The 21,776-nt window shown below is 30.5% G+C and carries 18 protein-coding genes, 5 tRNA genes and 1 other annotated feature; of the genes, 18 read left to right on the forward strand and 5 right to left on the reverse strand.

Features of this window, described 5'->3' with window-relative positions; translation table 11 throughout:
* The first annotated feature begins 64 nt into the window (after positions 1-64).
* A complete protein-coding gene (locus ACI48Q_RS04470; RefSeq protein WP_474917844.1) occupies positions 65-769 on the forward strand; it encodes a single-stranded DNA-binding protein in 705 nt (234 codons plus the stop codon).
* Positions 770-805: 36 nt separating this feature from the next.
* Here ACI48Q_RS04470 and dapD read toward each other — a convergent pair whose 3' ends face one another.
* Positions 806-1,516, reverse strand: a complete 711-nt coding sequence (dapD, locus tag ACI48Q_RS04475; protein WP_474917845.1) for a 2,3,4,5-tetrahydropyridine-2,6-dicarboxylate N-acetyltransferase — start codon at positions 1,514-1,516, stop codon at positions 806-808.
* A gap of 191 nt (positions 1,517-1,707) precedes the next feature.
* On the opposite strand from dapD, the gene ACI48Q_RS04480 reads away from it, so the two are divergent.
* Positions 1,708-2,883, forward strand: coding sequence for a pyridoxal phosphate-dependent aminotransferase (locus tag ACI48Q_RS04480; RefSeq protein WP_474917846.1), 1,176 nt, complete (start codon positions 1,708-1,710; stop codon positions 2,881-2,883).
* A gap of 157 nt (positions 2,884-3,040) precedes the next feature.
* Here the strand turns inward: ACI48Q_RS04480 and dapB are convergent, their stop codons facing one another.
* The 3 genes from dapB to ACI48Q_RS04495 are packed head-to-tail and all read right to left on the reverse strand — an operon-like array spanning position 3,041 to position 5,713.
* Positions 3,041-3,808, reverse strand: coding sequence for a 4-hydroxy-tetrahydrodipicolinate reductase (gene dapB, locus ACI48Q_RS04485; RefSeq protein ID WP_474917847.1), 768 nt, complete (start codon positions 3,806-3,808; stop codon positions 3,041-3,043).
* Between the two features lie 12 nt (positions 3,809-3,820).
* Entirely contained in the window at positions 3,821-4,699 is an 879-nt protein-coding gene (dapA, locus tag ACI48Q_RS04490) for a 4-hydroxy-tetrahydrodipicolinate synthase (RefSeq protein ID WP_474917848.1), read from the reverse strand.
* 6 nt (positions 4,700-4,705) lie between these two features.
* Positions 4,706-5,713 (reverse strand): aspartate-semialdehyde dehydrogenase, encoded by a 1,008-nt coding sequence (locus tag ACI48Q_RS04495; protein ID WP_474917849.1) that lies wholly within the window; start codon positions 5,711-5,713, stop codon positions 4,706-4,708.
* An 884-nt stretch (positions 5,714-6,597) separates the two neighbouring features.
* Between ACI48Q_RS04495 and ACI48Q_RS04500 the strand changes: the two genes are divergently transcribed.
* The 15 genes from ACI48Q_RS04500 to ACI48Q_RS04570 all read left to right on the forward strand — a co-directional run bounded on the left by ACI48Q_RS04500 (position 6,598) and on the right by ACI48Q_RS04570 (position 19,551).
* Entirely contained in the window at positions 6,598-7,530 is a 933-nt protein-coding gene (locus ACI48Q_RS04500; RefSeq protein WP_474917850.1) for an ABC transporter permease, read from the forward strand.
* A gap of 11 nt (positions 7,531-7,541) precedes the next feature.
* A complete protein-coding gene (locus tag ACI48Q_RS04505; protein ID WP_474917851.1) occupies positions 7,542-8,462 on the forward strand; it encodes an ABC transporter permease in 921 nt (306 codons plus the stop codon).
* A gap of 14 nt (positions 8,463-8,476) precedes the next feature.
* The gene (locus ACI48Q_RS04510) at positions 8,477-9,499 is read left to right on the forward strand and encodes an ABC transporter ATP-binding protein (RefSeq protein ID WP_474917852.1); all 1,023 of its coding nucleotides are present in this window, start codon (positions 8,477-8,479) and stop codon (positions 9,497-9,499) included.
* A 2-nt stretch (positions 9,500-9,501) separates the two neighbouring features.
* Positions 9,502-10,470, forward strand: a complete 969-nt coding sequence (locus ACI48Q_RS04515) for an ABC transporter ATP-binding protein (protein ID WP_474917853.1) — start codon at positions 9,502-9,504, stop codon at positions 10,468-10,470.
* Between the two features lie 323 nt (positions 10,471-10,793).
* Positions 10,794-12,497 carry a peptide ABC transporter substrate-binding protein gene (locus ACI48Q_RS04520; RefSeq protein ID WP_474917854.1) on the forward strand — a complete coding sequence of 568 codons (1,704 nt, stop codon included), beginning with the start codon at positions 10,794-10,796 and terminating at the stop codon, positions 12,495-12,497.
* Between the two features lie 429 nt (positions 12,498-12,926).
* Positions 12,927-14,627, forward strand: a complete 1,701-nt coding sequence (locus tag ACI48Q_RS04525; RefSeq protein WP_474917856.1) for a peptide ABC transporter substrate-binding protein — start codon at positions 12,927-12,929, stop codon at positions 14,625-14,627.
* Positions 14,628-15,229: 602 nt separating this feature from the next.
* Positions 15,230-16,915 carry a peptide ABC transporter substrate-binding protein gene (locus tag ACI48Q_RS04530; RefSeq protein ID WP_474917857.1) on the forward strand — a complete coding sequence of 562 codons (1,686 nt, stop codon included), beginning with the start codon at positions 15,230-15,232 and terminating at the stop codon, positions 16,913-16,915.
* Between the two features lie 134 nt (positions 16,916-17,049).
* Positions 17,050-17,292: a small, acid-soluble spore protein, alpha/beta type gene (locus ACI48Q_RS04535; protein ID WP_474917858.1), complete on the forward strand. Its 243-nt coding sequence runs from the start codon at positions 17,050-17,052 to the stop codon at positions 17,290-17,292.
* 70 nt (positions 17,293-17,362) lie between these two features.
* Positions 17,363-18,109, forward strand: a complete 747-nt coding sequence (locus tag ACI48Q_RS04540) for a class I SAM-dependent DNA methyltransferase (RefSeq protein WP_474917859.1) — start codon at positions 17,363-17,365, stop codon at positions 18,107-18,109.
* A 1-nt stretch (position 18,110) separates the two neighbouring features.
* A complete protein-coding gene (gene hslO, locus ACI48Q_RS04545; RefSeq protein WP_474917860.1) occupies positions 18,111-18,995 on the forward strand; it encodes an Hsp33 family molecular chaperone HslO in 885 nt (294 codons plus the stop codon).
* Positions 18,996-19,138: 143 nt separating this feature from the next.
* Positions 19,139-19,214: transfer RNA gene (locus ACI48Q_RS04550), tRNA-Val, on the forward strand.
* A 5-nt stretch (positions 19,215-19,219) separates the two neighbouring features.
* Positions 19,220-19,296: transfer RNA gene (locus tag ACI48Q_RS04555), tRNA-Asp, on the forward strand.
* Between the two features lie 21 nt (positions 19,297-19,317).
* Positions 19,318-19,393: transfer RNA gene (locus ACI48Q_RS04560), tRNA-Phe, on the forward strand.
* Between the two features lie 4 nt (positions 19,394-19,397).
* Positions 19,398-19,472 (forward strand) — tRNA-Gly (locus ACI48Q_RS04565).
* Positions 19,473-19,476: 4 nt separating this feature from the next.
* Positions 19,477-19,551 (forward strand) — tRNA-Cys (locus ACI48Q_RS04570).
* A gap of 172 nt (positions 19,552-19,723) precedes the next feature.
* Here ACI48Q_RS04570 and ACI48Q_RS04575 read toward each other — a convergent pair.
* Positions 19,724-20,434 (reverse strand): DUF6873 family GME fold protein, encoded by a 711-nt coding sequence (locus ACI48Q_RS04575; RefSeq protein ID WP_474917861.1) that lies wholly within the window; start codon positions 20,432-20,434, stop codon positions 19,724-19,726.
* Positions 20,435-20,679: 245 nt separating this feature from the next.
* On the opposite strand from ACI48Q_RS04575, the gene ytxC reads away from it, so the two are divergent.
* Positions 20,680-21,567 carry a putative sporulation protein YtxC gene (gene ytxC / locus ACI48Q_RS04580; protein WP_474917862.1) on the forward strand — a complete coding sequence of 296 codons (888 nt, stop codon included), beginning with the start codon at positions 20,680-20,682 and terminating at the stop codon, positions 21,565-21,567.
* A 76-nt stretch (positions 21,568-21,643) separates the two neighbouring features.
* Positions 21,644-21,754, forward strand: a sequence feature (ribosomal protein L20 leader region).
* The last annotated feature ends 22 nt before the right edge of the window (positions 21,755-21,776 follow it).

Below are 21,776 nucleotides of genomic sequence, written 5' to 3' on the forward strand. Positions count from 1 at the left end.
CTTTAGATGCTTAAGAATATAAATTATAGTAAACAATTACAAAACTAAAGGGAGAGGGGTTACAATGGATAATCTTATGTTTAACAACAAAATTTACTTAGAGGGGAAAGTAGTATCAGAATTAGAATTTAGCCATGAAATGTATGGTGAAGGATTTTATAATTTTAACTTTGAGGTTTCAAGATTAAGTGATACAAGTGATATACTTATCATTACTGTATCCGAAAGATTAATAACTGGGATAGATGTTAGTATTGGAAGTGACCTTGCTATAGATGGACAGCTTAGGTCTTATAATAAATTTGTTGATGGTGCTAATAGACTTATATTAACTGTTTTCGCCAGGGATGTTCATGAGCTTCAAGAAAGAGGGAAAAATCCTAATCAGATCTTCTTAGATGGATATATTTGTAAAGAACCGGTTTATAGAACTACACCCTTTGGTAGAGAAATAGCAGATATGCTATTAGCTGTAAATAGATTATATAATAAATCTGATTATATACCAACTATAGCGTGGGGAAGAAATTCAAGATTTTGTAGAAGCTTAGAAGTTGGAGATAATATAAGAGTTTGGGGAAGGTTGCAAAGCAGAGAATATCAAAAAAAAGTTTCTGATACAGAGGTAATTAAAAAAATTGCTTATGAAGTTTCTATTTCTAAGATGGAAAAGGTTACTGATGAAAATAGAGATGTCATAACTGATATTCCTCAAAGAGAAGAAATTACTAGTGAAGTTAAACAAGTTAATAAAGAAGAAGTTGTATAAAATTAAAAATGCTATGGTTTAAACCATAGCATTTTCTTACTTTCTTAAATCATCTAAAAGCTCAGTTTTACCTTTTGTTTTTTCATCCACAGTCTTTATTATTTTAGCTGGAGAACCAGCTACTACTACGTTTTCTGGTACATCAGCAGTAACTATGGAGCCAGCAGCCACAACAGAGTTTCTACCTATTTTAACTCCTTCTAAAATAACTGCATTGGCACCTATTAACACGTTATCTCCAATTTCACAAGGGTCTTTGCTAGGGGGTTCTAAAACTCCTGCTACCACTGCACCAGCTCCAAGGTGGACCTTTTTGCCAAGCTTTCCTCTAGCACCAACTACAGCATTCATATCAACCATAGTTTCTTCGCCAATTTCTGCTCCAATGTTTATAACAGCGCCCATCATAATAACAGCATTTTTACCGATAGAAACTCTATCTCTAATGATGGCACCTGGTTCAATTCTAGCATTAATATTTTGTATTTCTAGCATAGGAATAGCTGAATTTCTTCTATCTAATTCTATTTTGTAGTTATGTATCTTATCTTTATTATTATTGATAAATTCCATAATCTCGTTGCTATCTCCAAATAAAACATAGAAAGCACCTTCTCCAAAGCATTCTACGGATCCAAGATTACAGCTAGCTATGTTGCCTTGTACATAAACCTTTAATGGAGTAGATTTTTTTGATTCTTTAATAAATCTTGCTATTTCATAGGGGTCTGTTAAATTATATTCCATTTGATTCACTCCTTTTAAGAGATATTATATTATCTTATTATACATATATATATATTAGTTGAAAAGGAAAAATTAATTTAATTAAAGAGCAACTGTAAGAATTCATATGAAACTGATATAATAATAAATAAAATATGTGATGGGAAGCAGTATGAAATATATAATAATTTTATTAGTTAAAGGAGTTTACAATGAGAAATTTATCAATAAATGTAGAAAATATAGAAATATCAGGTATAAGAAAATTTTATAATAAGGTGAGTAAAATTCCAGGAGCTATTTCATTAACTTTAGGAGAGCCAGATTTTAAAGTGCCAGAAGAAATTAAGAAAGGAATGAAGAAAGCTATTGATGAAAATAAGACTAATTATACCCAGAATGCAGGTATATTGGATTTAAGAGTAGAAATTTGTAGATATTTGAAGATGATGAACATAGAATATGATGCAGAAGAGGTATGCATTACAGTAGGGGGAAGCGAAGGACTATTATCTACATTTACAGCACTCTTAAATCAAGGTGATGAAGTGCTAATTCCTTCTATTGCATATCCAGCCTATGAAAGTTGTGTAAAAATGCTAGGTGGAAAGGTTGTTAACTATGGAATTAAAAAAGATTTATCAATAGATATAGATGAATTGGCAGAACTAGTTAAAAAAAGAAAACCAAAAGTATTAGTAATTTCATATCCATCTAACCCAACGGGTGTGATAATGAATAAGAAAAGTAGAGATAAGTTGCACCATATTTTAAAAGATGAGGATATTATTATAGTTAATGATGAAATATATAGTTCTATAGTATTTAATGAATATTATTCCCTATGTCAATATGAAGATTTAAAGGATAAATGTGTGCTAATTGGAGGATTTTCAAAAATGTTTTCAATGACAGGGGTAAGGGTAGGATATGTGTGTGCACCTTCTAGTATAATGAAAAATATAATTAAGGTACATCAATACAATGTATCTTGCGCACCATCTATAGGACAATATGGAGCTTTAGAAGGATTGAAAAAGTGTTCTTATCATATTGAGCATACTAAAGCCGAATTTTTAAAAAGAAGGAATTATATATATGATAGATTAAAATCTATGGGACTTGAAGTTAATATGCCTGAAGGTGCTTTTTATATTTTTCCAAATATTAAAAAGTATAATATGACCAGTGAAGAATTTTGTGAAAAATTATTAAATGAGAAAGGAATTGCTATAGTACCAGGAAGTGCATTTGGACCAGGAGGAGAAGGATATGTTAGAATTTCTTATTGTTATAGTATGGAAGATTTAAAAAAAGCTTTAGATGGAATAGAAGAGTGGTTAGATGAAATGAATAAAAATATTCAACAAAATTCAACATATATTTAGAAAAAAACCCATTTAGTATAAAATTGAGAGATTTTATACTAAATGGGTCCTCTTATTGATTTATTATAATATCTAGGCAAGAATTTCTATAATGTAAAAAATGTACCAATCATTGTCAATGATAACTATAGTTACATCTATATCATGGTAAATCCTTTTATATCATAGATGTACTTATCTTTACTATATCTTCCATAGAATAAAATCCATTTTCTTTTCCCTTCATAAAAACACAAGCTTTTAATGCCCCTATGGCAAAAACTTCACGAGAAAGTGCAGAGTGCTTAATCTCAATTACTTCGCCTTTACCAGCAAAGATAACTTCATGATCTCCAATGATGTTTCCTCCTCTTATGGCATGAACAGCAATTTCATTGTGGACTCTCTTTTTTATACCTTCTCTACCATAGACTATTGAAGTATCTTGGTCTATGGAATTTTTTATGGTGTTAGCTAACAATAAGGCAGTTCCGCTTGGAGCATCAACCTTTTGATTATGATGTTTTTCTATGATCTCTATGTCAAAATCATCATATAAAATATCACTTATAGATTTCAATATATTATTAACTATATTAACGCCTATGGACATATTAGCTGAGAAGAACACAGGAATAGAATTTTGTAAGGATTTAATCTTTTCTATTTGTTCCTTCGAATATCCTGTAGTACAAAATATTACAGGACAGGTATTATTAACAGCATACTGTACAATAGAATCTAATGTTTCAGGTCTAGAGAAATCAAGAATTACATCAACTTCTTCTTTAACATCATTTATATTTTCATATATATTGTAATTAAAATGGGTTTCAGTATTTCTATCGATACCAGCGCAAATTGTAAGGTTATCCATAGTATTTGCAATTGAGGAAATCATTTGTCCCATTTTTCCATTACATCCAACTAATAAAATTTTTATCATTATAGCTCTCCTTTATATTAATCCATAGTTCTTAAGTTCATTTTTTAATAATTCTAATGTATAATTATCCATATCAACTAGAGGTAGTCTGAGATTTCCTATTTCTTTTCCCATTAGATTAAGTGAAGTTTTTACGGGGATAGGATTAGTTTCAATGAATAGGGCATTAGTTAATGGAATAGTTTTTATAAATAACTCTTGCGATTCTTTAATTTCACCTTTAAAGAAGAGCTCACAGATCTCATGGATATCATCAGGTATAATATTTGCCAGAACAGAAATAACTCCTATACCGCCAATAGCAAGAGTAGGTAGAATTTCATTATCATTTCCAGAATAAATATCAATAGCGTCACCACAAAGAGCTTTAATTTCTGCTATTTGGCTTATATTTCCACTGGCTTCTTTTACAGCTACAATATTTTTAAGTTTACTAAGCTCCAGAAGTGCTTTAGGTGAAATATTCATACCAGTTCTTGATGGAACATTATACACTACTATAGGTGTATTTACGGCTTCTGCAATAGCTTTAAAATGAGCTATTAACCCCTTGGGAGAAGTTTTATTATAGTAGGGATTTATTACCAAAAGACCATCTACCCCAATATTTTCTGCATATTTACTCATTTCTATGGAAGCAATAGTATTATTACTTCCAGTTCCAGCAATTACAGGGATTCTTTTATTAATCACATCTACAGTAAATTTAATAGTTTCCTTTTTCTCGTTCTCACTCATAGTTGAAGCCTCTCCAGTAGTGCCACATACTATAATAGCATCTGTTTTACTAGATACATGCCACTCTAATAATTCCCTTAGTTTGATAAAGTCTACTCCCTTTTCAGTAAAAGGAGTTACGATTGCAACACCTGAACCTTTAAAAATACTCATATTTCATTACCTCTCTAACTTTAAATTATCTTCAACAAAGCATTCAGCGATCTGAATAGCATTAAGAGCTGCACCTTTTCTTATATTATCAGCCACAACCCAAAGGTTAAGTCCATTATCTAAACTGAAATCTTTTCTTACTCTACCTATATATACTTCATCTTTACCAGCAATATTAAATGGCATTGGATAAATTTCATTAGAAATGTCATCCATTAAAATAACTCCAGGGCTAGATTTATATAAGGTAAAGATATCTTCCAAGGAAAAGTTATTTTCAAGTTCAACATTAATACTTTCACTATGCCCATGAAATACTGGAACTCTAACAGTGGTAGAAGTTATTCTTAAGTTATCATCATGAAGTATTTTCCTTGTTTCCTCAATCATTTTCATCTCTTCTTTAGTGTATCCATTATCAAGGAATACATCAATTTGAGGAATAACATTATAAGCTATAGAATGCTTGAATTTTTTAGGAGATTCATTATTAACTCCTCTTTTTAGATCATTAAAACCCTCTATTCCTGCTCCAGAGACAGCTTGATAGGTAGAATACACAATTCGTTTAATGCCATACTTTAATTGAAGAGGCTTAAGTGCAACCATGGCTTGTATGGTTGAGCAATTAGGATTTGCTATTATTCCACTATGCCATTTCAAATCTTCTCTATTAACTTCAGGTACTACAAGAGGTGTATTTACATCCATTCTCCAAGCACTACTGTTATCAATAACTATAGAACCGTTATCTACGAATAATGGAGCATATTCTAAACTAATACTGCCACCAGCAGAGAAAAGGGCAAAATCTATTTTTTTATTTCGTATATTCTTCTCACAGAGTTCTTCGATAATAATATCCTTTTCTTTAAATTTAATCATACTACCAGCTGAACGAGAAGATGCAAAGGCATATAAGTTGTCAATAGGAAAGTCTCGTTCTTCTAATATCTTTAAAAATTGTCGGCCAACCATTCCGGTGACGCCAACTACAGCTACATTGTATTTCAAAAGTATCACTCCTTTGTAATTCTTATAATACATTATATAACTTTATAGCTTTAAGTTATATAATATATTATATAATTATTATTAAGTTTTGATAAAATATATGTTTTTATAGAAAAATAAAACAAAATCATTTTAGAAAATAATTATAATTAAATTTTAAATAATCAAAAATTGATTACAAATAATATGTAAATCAATTATAAAAGTTAATTAATATGCAAACTTTACACTTTTGCACTGCAAAGTGGAGAAGAAATCAATATATAAATTAAAACAAAATGTAAAAAAAATTGACAAATATTAAAAGACTGTGATATATTATAAAAAAATCAATTATTATAATATTTCTAAATTTAAAAGTTCAAATTTGTTTAAGGTTAACTTAAATAGAATGGAACACCATTAAACTATAACAAAATTATCTTTAAGGACAATTTTATAGTTTAGTGAAAACTTAAGATAATACCTTGAATTACAAGAGAAAAGTCTATACAGTAACAAAGAATAAAGCTGAGATTAGCAAAAGAAAAAAAGCTTAATTAAAATATGGAGTAGGTTACAGAAATGTATACGATATCATATTAAATTAAGTTAGTTAATGTACATAAGGATTTTACATATTAGGATTTAATTTTAAAGAAGTTTTAGTAAACTAAAGAAGTATTTTAACATACAAAGGTAACTCAAGGAAGTTGAAATACTTAAAGGATTATTGGTATTTTCAGAATATTTTAAATATAAAGCTGTGCAAAATAAGTAATATTACTTATTTTGCATTTATATATTAAGACTTCTAAGAAATTATTCTTAATTCTAAAATCCAACATATTTAAAATGTAAAGTCAAGGGGATTGTTGAAAGATTACTAAAATGGAGGGATGATGATGTTAAAATTTACTCTTAAAAGGTTTGGGTATATGTTAGTAACGTTATTTCTTGCTTCGTCAATAACGTTCTTTCTTATACATGCCATACCAGGAGATCCGTTAGCCAGCTTAGGTAGAAAATTGCCAGAGCAAATTAGGGCTAACTATTATGCAAAATATGGCTTAGATGAACCAGTGGTGGTTCAATATGGTAAATTTGTAAAAAATCTTGCACAGGGCGATTTAGGACAATCTTTAAATTACCCAGGAAGAAGTGTTAATGACACTATAGTTAAACATGCGCCGATATCAGGTAGAGTAGGTGGACAGGCTTTATTATTAGGAGTAAGTATAGGAATATTTTTAGGAATTATAGCAGCGTTTAATAGAGGAAAGTGGCCAGATTACGTTGTTATGTTTATAGCAATACTAGGAATTTCAGTTCCCATGTTTGTTGTAGCATCTATATTGCAATTTGTTTTCACAGTAAAAATGACTTTATTACCAACTACAGGTTGGGGAGAATTTAAACATACAATTCTTCCAACTATTGCAATGAGCTTTGGATCTATAGCTACTTATGCAAGATATATGAGAGCCAATTGTCTAGATGTAATTGGTCAAGATTACATATTAACAGCAAAAGCTAAAGGGGTATCTAAAGTTAGCTTAGTATTTAAACATGTTATAAGAAACGCAATATTACCAGCTATTACACTTTTAGGACCTCAAATTGCAGGTATATTTATAGGTTCATTCGTTATAGAAAGTATATTCTCTATACCAGGACTAGGACAATATTTCGTGTCTTCAGTTAATGATAGAGATTACACTATGATTATGGGACAAACTATTTTCTTTGCTGCAATATATATAATTGCATTATTTTTAGTAGATGTGGTTTATGGAGTGGTTGACCCAAGAATTAGAATTACTGGTAATAAGCGTTAGGAGGGACAAAGATGGCAGAACTTTCAAAAGAAAAGTTTCAGATTATAGGCTGTGAAAATTTAAATGCAGAGGAAATTCTAAGGCCAAGTATGACCTATTGGCAGGATGCTTGGAGGAGACTTAAAAAGAATAAGGTTGCTACATTTTCTTTGATACTATTGATAGTAATATCAATAATGACTATTATAGGACCTTACATTGCAAAATTTAGCTTTGAAGTGAAAAATAATGATATGGTTAATCTAAAGCCAAATTCAACTTATTGGTTTGGTACAGATACATTAGGTAGAGATATTTTTGCAAGAGTATGGATAGGTGGAAGAGTATCTATATTTATAGGTATAATTGGAGCTATATTAGATACGGTTATTGGAGTTACTTATGGTGGAATAGCGGGATTCTTTGGAGGATTAGTAGATGATATCATGATGAGAATTATAGAGATATTAGCTAGTATTCCTTATCTTGTGTTAGTTATTCTTATCAGGGTTATAATTGATAAACCAGGTTTAACTCCTATTATTATAGCAATGACCATCACAGGATGGACATATATGGCAAGACTTGTAAGAGGGCAATTATTACAAATAAAAGAACAAGAATATGTTTTAGCAGCCAAGGCATTAGGTGCCAATCCGTCAAGAATTATAGCTAGACACTTAATTCCAAATACCATAGGGGTAATGATAGTTGCAATAAGTTTTGATATTCCTGGGTTTATATTTGGTGAGGCTTTCTTAAGCTACTTAGGATTAGGGGTACAATCACCATATACAAGCTGGGGAGCACTATGTTCATCAGCTCAACAGTACTTAATATTCTATCCTTACCAATTGTTCTTCCCAGCATTGTTTATATCCTTAACAATGTTATCATTCCAGTTACTTGGAGACGGTTTAAGAGATGCGCTGGATCCAAAATTACGTCAATAGGGAGGAGTTAAGAAATGGAAAGAATTTTAGATGTACAAGACTTAAGAGTTTCATTTCACACTTATGCTGGGGAAGTTAAATCTGTTAGAGGAACTACCTTCCATTTAAATAAGGGTGAAACTTTGGCTATAGTTGGCGAATCTGGTTGTGGTAAAACTGTTACATCAAAGGCCATTATGAGATTATTACCTGAACCAATGCCAGCAGAGATAAAAGAAGGTTCAAAAATCACCTTTGAAGGTAAAGATATATTAAAAATGAATGACAAGGAATTAAGACATCTTAGAGGTGCGGATATATCTATGATATTCCAAGATCCTATGACTTCTTTAAATCCAACTATGACAGTTGGTAAACAAATAGCAGAGAGTTTGGTCATCCACAGAGGAATGAACAAATCTGAGGCTATGGCAGAAGCTATAAAAATGCTTAACCTTGTTAATATACCAAATGCTGATAAAAGAGCTAATCAATATCCTCACGAATTTTCGGGTGGTATGAGACAAAGAGCTATGATAGCTATAGCACTAGCTTGCAATCCGAAAATTCTAATAGCTGATGAGCCTACTACAGCACTAGATGTTACTATTCAAGCTCAAATTATGGAGCTTATAGGGGATTTACAAGAAAAGCTAGGTACCGCAGTTATACTTGTTACTCACGATTTAGGGGTAGTTGCGGATGTTGCTGATAGAATTCAAGTAATGTATGCGGGACAGATTATTGAAAGAGGAACTGTGGAAGAGATATTTAGTGCTCCACAACATCCTTATACTTGGGCATTACTTCAATCAGTACCAAGATTAGATACAAAGAATAAAGATACATTGTATTCACTAAATGGAACGCCACCAGATTTAATTAAGCCACCAGTGGGATGTCCATTTGCAGCAAGATGTGAATATTGCATGCAAGTTTGTTTAGAGGAGATGCCAGAAGCTAGTACAATCTCAGAAACTCATGAGGTATTATGTTGGTTAAAGCATTCTATGGCACCTAAAGTAGAAATTCCTCAAAGCTTAAGAAGAGGTGAATAATTATGACAGGAAAAAGTAATAGAGAAGTTTTAATAGAGGTTAAAAACCTTAAGAAATACTTTAATGTAGGTAAAAATGCTACACTAAAGGCTGTTGATGATGTATCCTTTCATATTTATAAAGGAGAAACATTAGGACTTGTTGGTGAGTCAGGCTGTGGTAAAACTACTTGTGGAAGAACTGTTATGGGGCTTTATGGAGCTACAGGCGGAGAAATATTATTTGATGGACACGATGTTAGTAAACTTAGTAAAAGTGAAAAGAAAGAGTTTACTAGAAGGGCTCAAATAATATTCCAAGATCCTTATGCGTCATTAAATCCTAGAATGACAGTAGGAGATATTGTTGGAGAAGGTATAGACATCCATGGTCTATATAAAGGAAAAGAAAGACAAGAAAAGATATATGAATTATTAGGATTAGTAGGATTAAATAAAGAACATGCTTCAAGATTTCCACATGAGTTTTCAGGTGGACAAAGACAGAGAATAGGAATAGCTAGAGCTCTTGCTATAGAACCAGATTTTATAGTTTGTGATGAACCTATTTCTGCTCTAGATGTTTCTATACAAGCACAAGTTGTTAATTTATTAATAAAGTTACAAAATGAATTAGGATTAACATATCTATTTATTGCTCATGACTTATCTATGGTTAAACATATTTCAGATAGGGTTGGAGTAATGTATTTAGGTACTATGGTAGAGCTTGCATCTAGTCATGATTTATATGAGAAACCATTACATCCATATACTCAAGCGTTACTTTCAGCTATTCCAGTACCTGATATAGAGGTAGCTAAAAATAAAAAGAGAATACCACTTGAGGGAGAGGTGCCAAGTCCAATTAATCCTAAGCCAGGATGTAGATTTGCGCCTAGATGTAGATATGCTAAACCAGAGTGTAGTGAGAGAAATCCTGAATTTAAAGAGATTGAACCAAATCATTTCGTTGCATGTCATTTATTTTAAAATAAAAACAGTAAGAAGAGAACAATCTAAATGATTGTTCTTTTTGCATATAGAAAAATAACTAATGCTAATAAAATTATTATATATTGAGATGCAACTGTATATAATATTGAAATAAAGAAAAAATTACCAATAAATCCTGTATAAATTTAAGGATATATATCTAAAAAATATATATATTATATAAAATTTTACAATTATCCGTTGACATATAATATGAAATAATGTAATATATTAGCAAGAAAGAAAAGTTTTTACTAACAATAAATGTAATACATTTATTGTTAGCAAAATTATATTCAACTAGGTAAGGGGGATTATTTGTGAAAAGTAAAAAAACGATAGCATCATTATTGGCATTATCATTGATTGCTTCTGTAGCTTTTGTGGGGTGCAATAAAAAAGAAGATAAGCCAGCTACAGATGATAAAAATCAGGAGAATTCAGGTACTGCTAAACTTGATGATGAGCAATATTTAAATTTACTATTAGCTGGAGAACCAAAAACCTTAGACTTATCTAAAGCGACAGATGCTTATTCTTCTCAAATACTGGCTCAATGCCAAGAAGCTTTGACAAGAGTAATACAAGATGAAAATGGAAAAGATAAAATGGAACCAGGTGCAGCAGAAAAGTGGGAGCCTTCGGATGATGGATTAGTATGGACTTTCCACTTAAGAGATATGAAGTGGAGTGATGGACAAGCTGTTACAGCAGATCAGTTTGTGTATTCAATGCAAAGAACATTGGATCCTAATACAGCAGCTGAATATGCAACACTTCTTTATCCAATAAAAAATGCTAAAGCTTTTAATGCAGGTAAGGCAAAAGCTGAGGAATTAGGAGTTAAGGCTATAAATGATAAAACTTTAGAAATTACTTTAGAACAAACATGTCCATATTTTTTAAGTTTAACAAGCTTTAAACTTATGCAACCACAAAGAAAAGATATGATTGATAAAGTTGGAGATAAATATGGATCAGAAGTAGATACACTGGTATATTCTGGACCATTTATAATGAAAGAATGGGTACATCAAAATAAGATTGAATTTGTAAAAAATGATCAATATTGGGATAAAGATAATGTTAAACTTGAAAAGGCTACATTTAAAATTATAAAAGAGCCAAGTGCTAGAATGAATGAATTATATAATGGATCTTTAGATATGGCTGGAGTAAGAGATCCGAACTGGATTACAAAATTAGATGAGACGAAAAATTTCACTGTTAACAAAGGTTATGAAGGAGCAACTGCATATACAATGTTTAATACCAAGGAGAAAATATTTAGTAATGCAAAAGTAAGAAAGGCTTTCTTAATAGCTGAAGATAGAGAAGGAATAGTTAAAACTTTACGTAAAGGCATAGGAGAAGTTGCGTATGCATGGTGTCCACCTGGAGTACAGATAGATGGAAAAGATTATAGAGAGGTAGTCAATTATCGTCCTATAGAAGATTTAATTAAAGAAAATCCAGATCCTAAGAAGTTATTATCAGAAGGTTTAACAGAATTAGGAATGGATCCAGATCCAGCAAAACTAACTGTTAAAGAATTACATTCGGGAACAGATTCTGAAACAAGAACTTGGGCTGAATTTTCCCAACAAAACTTCCAAGAAAAATTAGGTGTTAAAATGGAAATCGAATATGTTGAGTGGCCTATATATCAACAAAGAACAGATAACATGGAATATCAGATGGGAGGAGTAGCTTGGGGAGGAGATTATAATGACCCTAACACATTCTTTGATTGCTTTTTATCAGACGCAGGTTTAATAAATTCAGGATGGAAAAGTGAGAAGTATGATAAGATAATAGAAGAAGCAAATAAAGAATTAGATGTAACTAAGAGAGCTGAGAAGTTTAAAGAAGCAGAAAAAATATTGATATATGATGAAGCGATAGTAAGTCCAAATACTTTTAGAATATTAAATACTTACAAGAGAAATTATGTTAAGAATTTATATACACCGACTTTTGGATCAACTTTTGATATGAAATATGCTTATACTGAAGGTAGATAAGCAAAATAGAATATTAAATCGATTTTAAAATAATTTTATAATAAAAAGAACTAGAGAGAAGATTTTCTTCATCACTAGTTCTTTTTATTTTGAAGAGATTCACAAAAATATTACAAATATCAACATCGTTTATTAAGATAACCGACAAATTATACAAAATTAATACATTGATAATCAAATTGTTTATATACAATTTAACAATTTATCTGTGTAAAGTAAGAGAGGAAATGAAACATGTCGAAAATAGTTATTCCTAATTCTGAAAATTAAGTTGACTTTGAATAAAAGTTAATATATTATATATTTAAGTTAAATGTAAACAAATTTTATGAGTCTTTATGGGATTTTGTGGCATATTCTTAATGATTTTTTTGTTAAGAATGTATTAATTGGGTAAAAACTAAAACATAATTCAAAGGGGGATTATTTGTGAAAAGTAAAAAATTATTAGTATCATTACTAGCCGTATCAATGATTGCATCAGTAGCATTGGTTGGATGTGGTAGCAAAGACGGTGATAAGACTGGAACAGACGGTGGAGATAAGCAACAAGAAGCAAATATGGATAAGGATCAATATTTAAATGTGTTTCTGAAAGCAGAACCTAAGACTATAGATCAATCTAAAAGTACAGATTTGTATTCTTCTCAAATATTATCCAATGTTCAAGAAGGACTTACAAGAATAATTCAAGATGAAAATGGTAAGGACAAAATAGTAGAGGGTGCTGCGAAAGAGTGGAAAACTTCTGATGACGGATTAACTTGGACATTTAGTTTAAGAGACATGAAATGGAGCGATGGACAACCTGTAAAGGCTGAAGATTTCGTTTATGGAATAAAAAGAACTTTAGACCAAGCTACAGCATCTCAATATGCATTCTTATTAGCACCTATAAAAAATGCAGTAGAATTTAATGGGGGAACAGCTAAAGCAGAAGATGTAGGAGTAAAAGCTTTGGATGATAAAACAGTGGAATTTACACTTCACCAACCATGCCCATACTTCTTGGATTTAACATATTTTAAAGTAATGCAACCTCAAAGAGAGGATTTCATTGAGCAAAAGGGAGATAAATATGGTACTGAACCAGAAAATATGCTATATACTGGACCATTTGTAATCTCTGAATGGGTGCATCAAAATCAAGTAGTGTTAACTAAAAATCCAGAATATTGGGATAAAGACAGTGTTAAACTTGAAAAAGTTACCATGAAAATAATAAAAGACGAAAATGCTCAAATGAATGAAATGCTTACGGGTGCTTTAGATGTAGGTCCGGTAAGTGATCCTAACTGGATTACTAAATTGGATGAGACGGGAAACTTTGATATTAAGAAAGGATATGATGGTTCTACAACATATACCTTCTTTAATACAAAAAATAAATTGTTCTCTAATGAAAAAATAAGAAAGGCATTTGCAGTAGCCGAGGATAGAGAAGGAGAAATAAAAACTCTACGTAAAGGGTTAGCAGAACCAGCTTTAGCTTGGTGTCCACCAGCAGTACAGGTAGGTGGAAAAGACTTTAGAGAAACAGCGGATTCACTACCAGTTCAACAGCTTATAGATGAAAATAAGGATCCAAAAGCTCTATTTATAGAAGGATTAAAAGAATTAGGAATGGATCCAGATCCAGCTAAAGTAACAATTAAGTACTTGGCATCAGGTACAACTGCAAAGGATAAGGAATGGTCAGAATACAGACAACAAAACTATAAAGAAAAGTTAGGTATAAACGTTGAATGTGAATATACTGAATGGGCTATATTCCAAAAGAGAACAGATGATTATGATTATGAAATAGCTTCAATGGCTTGGGGTGGAGATTATAATGACCCTAATACTTTCTTTGATATGTGGGTATCTACATCAGGTGTGATTCCAACAGGTTGGGGAAATGAAGAGTATGATAAGTTAATTGATGAGGCTAACAAAGAAGAAGATCAAGCTAAGAGAATAGAAATATTTAAAAAAGCAGAAAAAATATTAATATATGATGATACTGTAGTTAGTCCAGGAGCTTGGAGATTTAAGAATACTTTTATAAGAAACTTCATTAAGGATTATTCATCACCATTATTTGGAACACCAGATTTCAAATATACTTATACTCAAGGAAGAAAATAAAAAATATATAGGGTAAGGCTTAAGCCTTACCCTATATATTTTTGTTTTAAATGTATTTTTAGAGAGTGTTGATATAGCAGATATGCAGGAAATATATGGCTAAGGTTCATTTAATTTAACTAGATAAAGAGGAGGAGATTTCTAATTTGATATGTAAAAATATGAATGAGATTTAAATAAATATACATTCAAAAGTTAATATGGTTATCAATGTAAAAAGATGTAAAGACAATAAAATCTAATTATATAATTTAAGGTATAGTTAGATTTTATTTTGGGGAGGAAAATAGTTTTTTTATTAGGTCGAAGTCAATAAAGAACTATTGAATAATAATATATATAATTTATTGAAGGCTATTCTCACATATATGTAAAATATATGAACAAAACTTTAAAAAACAAGGAAATCTTAAAATATTATTAAGTTTTATGTAAAAAAAACTTGCTTTTTAAAATTTTAGGATATATTATGTTAATAACAGAAAATTATAAAAAATGACAAAGTTAAAATAGAAAATAGTTTATGTTTTAACTTGATAAAACTTTTAACTATATTATATTAGTTATAAGTTGAGAGTGTTGAAAAAAGGGGGATTATAAATATGAAAAGTAAAAGATTACTAGCTTCATTACTTTCAGTTTCATTAATTGCATCTCTAGCATTAGTTGGATGTGGAAGTAAAGATGAAAATGCGGGTGCTACAACCGGAGAAGGTGGTGTAGACAAAGAGCAATACTTAAACTTATTAATACAAGCTGAACCTAAAACATTAGATCAATCAAAATCTACTGATTCCTATTCTTCTCAAGTATTAACTAATACTCAAGAGGGGCTAACAAGAATAGTACAAGATGAAAGCGGTAATGGCAAAATAGAGCCAGCTGGAGCAGTGGATTGGAAAACATCTGAAGATGGATTGACTTGGACTTTCAACTTAAGAGATATGAAATGGAGTGATGGTCAGCCAGTAACTGCACAAGATTATGTTTATGGAATAACAAGAACTCTTGATCCAAATACAGCATCAACATATGGATTTTTATTATTTCCAATAAAAAACGCTACAGAATTTAATGCTGGAAAAGCTAAAGTTGAAGAGGTTGGAGTTAAAGCTATAGATGAAAAAACTCTAGAATTTACATTGGAGCAACCATGTCCGTATTTTTTAGATACAACATATTTTAAGGTAATGCAACCACAAAGAAAAGATATTGTTGAAAAAAATGGAGATAAATATGGATCAGAAGCTGATAGCATGGTATATAGTGGTCCTTATGTAATTTCTGAATGGGTACATCAAAATCAAATAGTACTAACTAAAAATCCTGAGTACTGGGATGCTGAAAATGTAAAGCTTGAAAAAGCTACAATGAAAATAATAAAAGAAGAATCAGCTAGAATGAACGAGCTATTAAATGGCTCACTTGATATGGCAGCAGTTGTAGATCCAAACTGGATTTCTAAATTTAATGAAAGCGGAGAATACGATGTTAGAAAGGGATATGATGGTTCAACAACATACACTTTCTTTAACCAAAAGGATAAATTATTCTCTAACGAAAAAGTAAGAAAAGCCTTTTTAATAGCAGAGGATAGAGAAGGTGAAATTAAAACACTACGTAAAGGTATTGGAGAACCAGCTATGGCTTGGTGTCCACCAGCAGTTCAAATTGGTGGAAAAGCATACAGAGAAACTGTAAACTATTCTCCAGTAAAAGATTTAATGGCTGAAAATACAGATGCTAAAGCATTATTATCAGAAGGATTGAAAGAGTTAGGTATGGATCCAGATCCATCTAAAATAACCATCACTTATTTACAATCAGGAACTGATCAAATATCAAAACAATATGCGGAATACAGACAACAAACCTATAAAGAATTATTAGGGATTAATGTTGAGTGCGAATATGTAGAATGGCCAATATTCCAACAAAAAACTAAAGGACTAGAATTTCAAATAGCTTCACAAGGATGGACAGGAGACTATAATGATCCTAATACATTCATGAATATGTGGACATCTACAGCAGGAATAGTTCCAACAGGATGGACGAGCGCAGAATATGATAAATTAATAGAAGATGCTTCAAAAGAAGTAGACCAAACTAAAAGAGCAGATTTATTTAAACAAGCTGAAAAAATATTAATCTATGATAATGCAGTAGTAAGTCCAGGATGTTGGAGATTTAAAAATACGTATGTAAGAAAATATGTTAAAAATTACTCTCATCCATTATTTGGATCAATTGACTTAAAATATACTTATACAGAAGGCAGAAAATAGTATTTGCTATTTTAAAACAAAGGGGACTTGAAATTCAAGTCTCCTTTATTTTTTATATAACTTAATGATATTTGAATAAAAAAGCACCCATTGTAAAAAATATAAACATATTATTATTGGTGAGGTGCATGGGTATGGGAAAAACGCCACTTAAAAAAATTATTAAATCAAAGTTGAAAGCTAATAAACAATTGACATCTAAGGAGATAGTTAGAGAACAATTAAAGTATGAAATAGCGGAAGAGTTAGGATTAACTGATAAAGTAAAAGAATTAGGTTGGAGTGGTCTTACAGCAGAGGAGACAGGAAGAATTGGTGGTCTTATGACTAAAAAGAAAAAAAGTTTAAATTTACCTAAAAATAAGGATATGATATAATAATTTCTTAGACAAAACCATGATATTGAGGTAAAATGTATGAGGTATTATATAAAAAGTTGGTGAATGTATGGATTGCTATAATGATTTCGCGAAGGTATATGATAGATTAATACATAGTGATATTAATTATGAGGATTGGGGGAAAAAAATCCTAGATATATGTGATGAACATAAAATAGTAAAGAAAGATTACTTAGATCTTGCTTGTGGAACTGGTAATTTAACTACGGTTATTGGTGAAAAATTCATTTTTACTACAGCTATAGATTTGTCAGAACAGATGCTAACTATAGCAGATAGGAAAATGAAAGATTTAAGGATGAAGGGGAAAACCCTATGTCAAAATATATGTGGTTTTAGAGTTGATAAGAAATTTGATTTAGTAACATGTTGTTTAGACTCAACAAACTATATATTAGAAGAGGATGATTTAAGAACATACTTTAAAAGTGTATTTAATCACTTGAAAGATGATGGTGTTTTCATATTTGATATAAATACTGAGTATAAGATAAAAGAACTTCTAGGAAACAATTTGTTTAATTATGACGACGACGATGTAACATACATATGGGAGAATGAATTAGAAAAAGATATAGTTAATATGTATCTTACTTTTTTTATTAGGGAAGGACAAGTTTATCATAGATTTGATGAACATCATATGGAGAGAGCCTATAGTGAAGAGTTTTTAACTCATATAGTAGATGAGATTGGATTTGAAATAATAAAAAAAATGAATAATTACAATAACGAAGATGTTAATTATTATACAGAAAGAATTGTTTTTGTACTTAAAAAGAAGGAGGATTAATATGGATAAATTAGTTAGAGCTACAGCTAAAAATGGAGATGTTAGAATAATTGCAGCTATTACAACAGATACAGTAAAAGAGGCTAGTGAAATTCATAAATGTACGCCTACAACATCAGCAGCGTTAGGTAGAATGATAACTGCTGGAGTATTAATGGGAGCAATGCTAAAAGCTTCTAAAGATAGTTTAACATTGCAGATAGATGGAGGTGGAGAAGCTAAGGGTATTACAGTTACAGCTCATGCTGATTGCTCTGTAAAGGGGTATATTGGTAATCCTACAGTAGATTTGCCACTTAATGAGAAGGGCAAACTGGATGTAGGAGGAGCAATTGGTAAAAATGGATATTTAAATATTATTAGAGATATGGGGCTGAAGGAGCCTTATATAGGTCAAGTACCTATATATACAGGAGAAGTAGGAGATGATTTAGCATACTATTTCACTGTTTCAGAGCAAACACCATCAGCAGTTGCGCTAGGAGTATTAGTCGATACAGACACTAGCATAAAAGCATCTGGAGGATTTATAATTCAAATGATGCCGGGGGCTTCTGATTTTATAGCGGATATAATAACCTATAGATTAGAAGAAATACCTTCTATAACATCTATGATTACTAAAGGTATGTCTATAGAAGATATATTAAATTATATATTTGAGGATATGGACTTGGTTATTCATGAGGACATAACTCCAAGTTTTAGATGCGATTGTTCAAGAGAAAGAGTAGAAAGAGCTCTAATAAGTATTGGTAAAAATGATTTGAATGAAATATATGAAGAGGGTAAAAATGAAGAATTAACTTGTCATTTCTGTAATAAAGAATATATTTTTACTAATGAAGATATTGGTAGTTTACTTAAGGAAATAGAAAGAAAGTAATAATTTGAACAAAATCATAAAAATAGGTTGACATTAGCATATACATTTTATATAATAAACCTTGTCAGATAAAGTCTTTGAAGTTAAACAGAGAAGTTATTGACAAGGTTTATTTAAAATGGTAAAATAATTAATATATTTATGGTCGCATAGCTCAGCTGGGAGAGCATCTGCCTTACAAGCAGAGGGTCACAGGTTCGATCCCTGTTGTGACCACCATATATGGCCCAGTGGCTCAGTTGGTTAGAGTGCCGGCCTGTCACGCCGGAGGTCGAGGGTTCGAGTCCCTTCTGGGTCGCCATTTTTATAAAATATTTAATTAGGCTCGATAGCTCAGTCGGTAGAGCAGAGGACTGAAAATCCTCGTGTCGCTGGTTCGATTCCTGCTCGAGCCACCATTATGCGGGAGTGGCTCAGTGGTAGAGCGTCACCTTGCCAAGGTGAACGTCGCGAGTTCGAATCTCGTCTTCCGCTCCAATATGGCGCTATAGCCAAGTGGTAAGGCACAGGTCTGCAACACCTTTATCCCCCGGTTCAAATCCGGGTGGCGCCTCCAAAAAACTCGTAGATTTTAATCTGCGAGTTTTTTTGTTCCCCTTGATAAATAAAATGCACAATATGGTCTTTTGTTAACTATCCACAGGAGTGGGATAATAAACGTTATACTGATGTGAAAAACTAATTGCATTAGCATTACTCTATGACATTTAGTAAAAATATTATGCGCTTTATTTATTTGGTGAATCAAGAAAAAATATGCTTCCTCTATCTATCAATGTATCATTGTTTAAAAATATTGGATTTATATTATTTTTATATAAAAAATCTAAAACTAACTCTCCATAATAATACTTATTTAGGTTACCATACAATACCAACGTGTTATCATTAAACATTCCACAAGTTCCACCAATAAATCCATAATTTAACCCAGGTAACGATATGTGTCCTGGAGGTAATAAAAGAACTTCTTTTTTCTCATTAATAAGAGCCTTATAAATAGTTTTATCAGAAGTTATAAACAAATTATCATTTAATATAACCGTTGAACATTTAGTATATCCCTGATTAACGCTAATTTTTTTTTTGTTTATACTATTTAATAAGGTTTCATCAGTATATTTTAAATTATGTACAAATAAATCTTTAGTATTAACAGCGTTTAAAATTATATCTTTAGGATAGTTATTACAGAGGGATGATTTTGATAAAGATGTAATAAATCCTATATCAGATAATTTATCCCTGAAATTATTTCCTATATCTCTATGTAGCACTATATTTTTACTATCTATAAAATGTAGAAGTATATCTGGATGACCGCATATAGCTTTGTACAGAAGAGAAGAGGGTGGACAAACAATAACATTACAACCTAATTTTTCTAAATTTGACTGTTCTAAAGAATTTATTCTAAAATCAACAAAAGCATATTTCAATATATCATCTCCGCTTAATACTATTTTAATAATAATATAGTATATGAGTTTTATTACGTCAACAAAATAAAGTTAAGCTTGCTTGATAAGAAGTGTTTCTTCAACTTTCATCAAAAAAAGAAAAATATAACAGCGTTATAAGTGAATACATATTTTATAAACACATATAATATCTATATATTTTTATGAACAAAGAATAAACTTTTATAATAATACCAATTTGTATGGCGGAATGAGGTGATGAAATGCTAATAGTTACCCTTATTAATAATCTTAATAGAGATTATATTTTAGAAGAAGTTAATAGCATTATAGAACTTTTTAAGAAGAAAAAAATAGAATTGAAATTGAATGTAATTAATGAATCAGATAAAGATTTTATAAACATAAGCATAGAGGAAGAAGAATATACTCTAGGTGTAGAAAAATTATTGAACTTATATATAGCAAATATATTATATAATGTAGTTATAAATAGATTTTGTGAAAGAAATGTTTGTAAATATTTAAGTGCAACATATAGCTTCCTAAACTTTAATGACTTAAAAGTTGTAAAAAATATTATAGAAAAAACTTTAAGAGAAGAAAAACCTATAGATGAAACTATGATCTATTGTATGAATAAAAAAAATCATATGATCAGAAAAATTATTCTTTGTTTGGAGGAAAATAAAGAAATTAATGTTAAGGGATTTGTAGATTTTAGAGTAAAGCTGCTAGATAACGATATAAATAATATATTAGAAAGAGTCGTAGAAAGTTATATGGTTGAAAAGGAGTATAATGAATTTATAAATTTGTTAAAATATTTTGTAGATATTCAAGAGTGTAAAGTAGAAGAGGTAAATATTTTTATAGAAGAAAATGGAGATTATATAGTTAAAGATAATTATGGAAATGATGTGCTAAATAATTTGACTACTGAATTATGTAACAATAAAAATATTGATGAAATAAATAAAGATGATTTAATAATAAGTGGACTGATAACTACTTCACCTAAGAAAATTATAATTCACAATGTAGAGAATTGTAGAAATAAAGAATTGATCAATACTATAAAAAATGTTTTTGAGGACAGAGTGAAATATTGTAATCATTGCAATCATTGTGAACCATTAAAAATTTTTTGATAAGTTATAGAAAACAGTTGACAACATAGCTTTAACCTAGTATAATTCATTTTAGTTGTTAAAATTAAATAATAAATTAATGAAGTAGAAGCAGCCGTTTCTCACCTTGCAGCAATGCTAGCTAGGTATTATGTGAGATTATTCTATAGTAATAGTAGGACGGCATTTGTCGTCCTTTTTATTTTAAATATATTATTTAGTACACCTGG

The organism is Clostridium sp. LXY-7, from assembly GCF_056172015.1.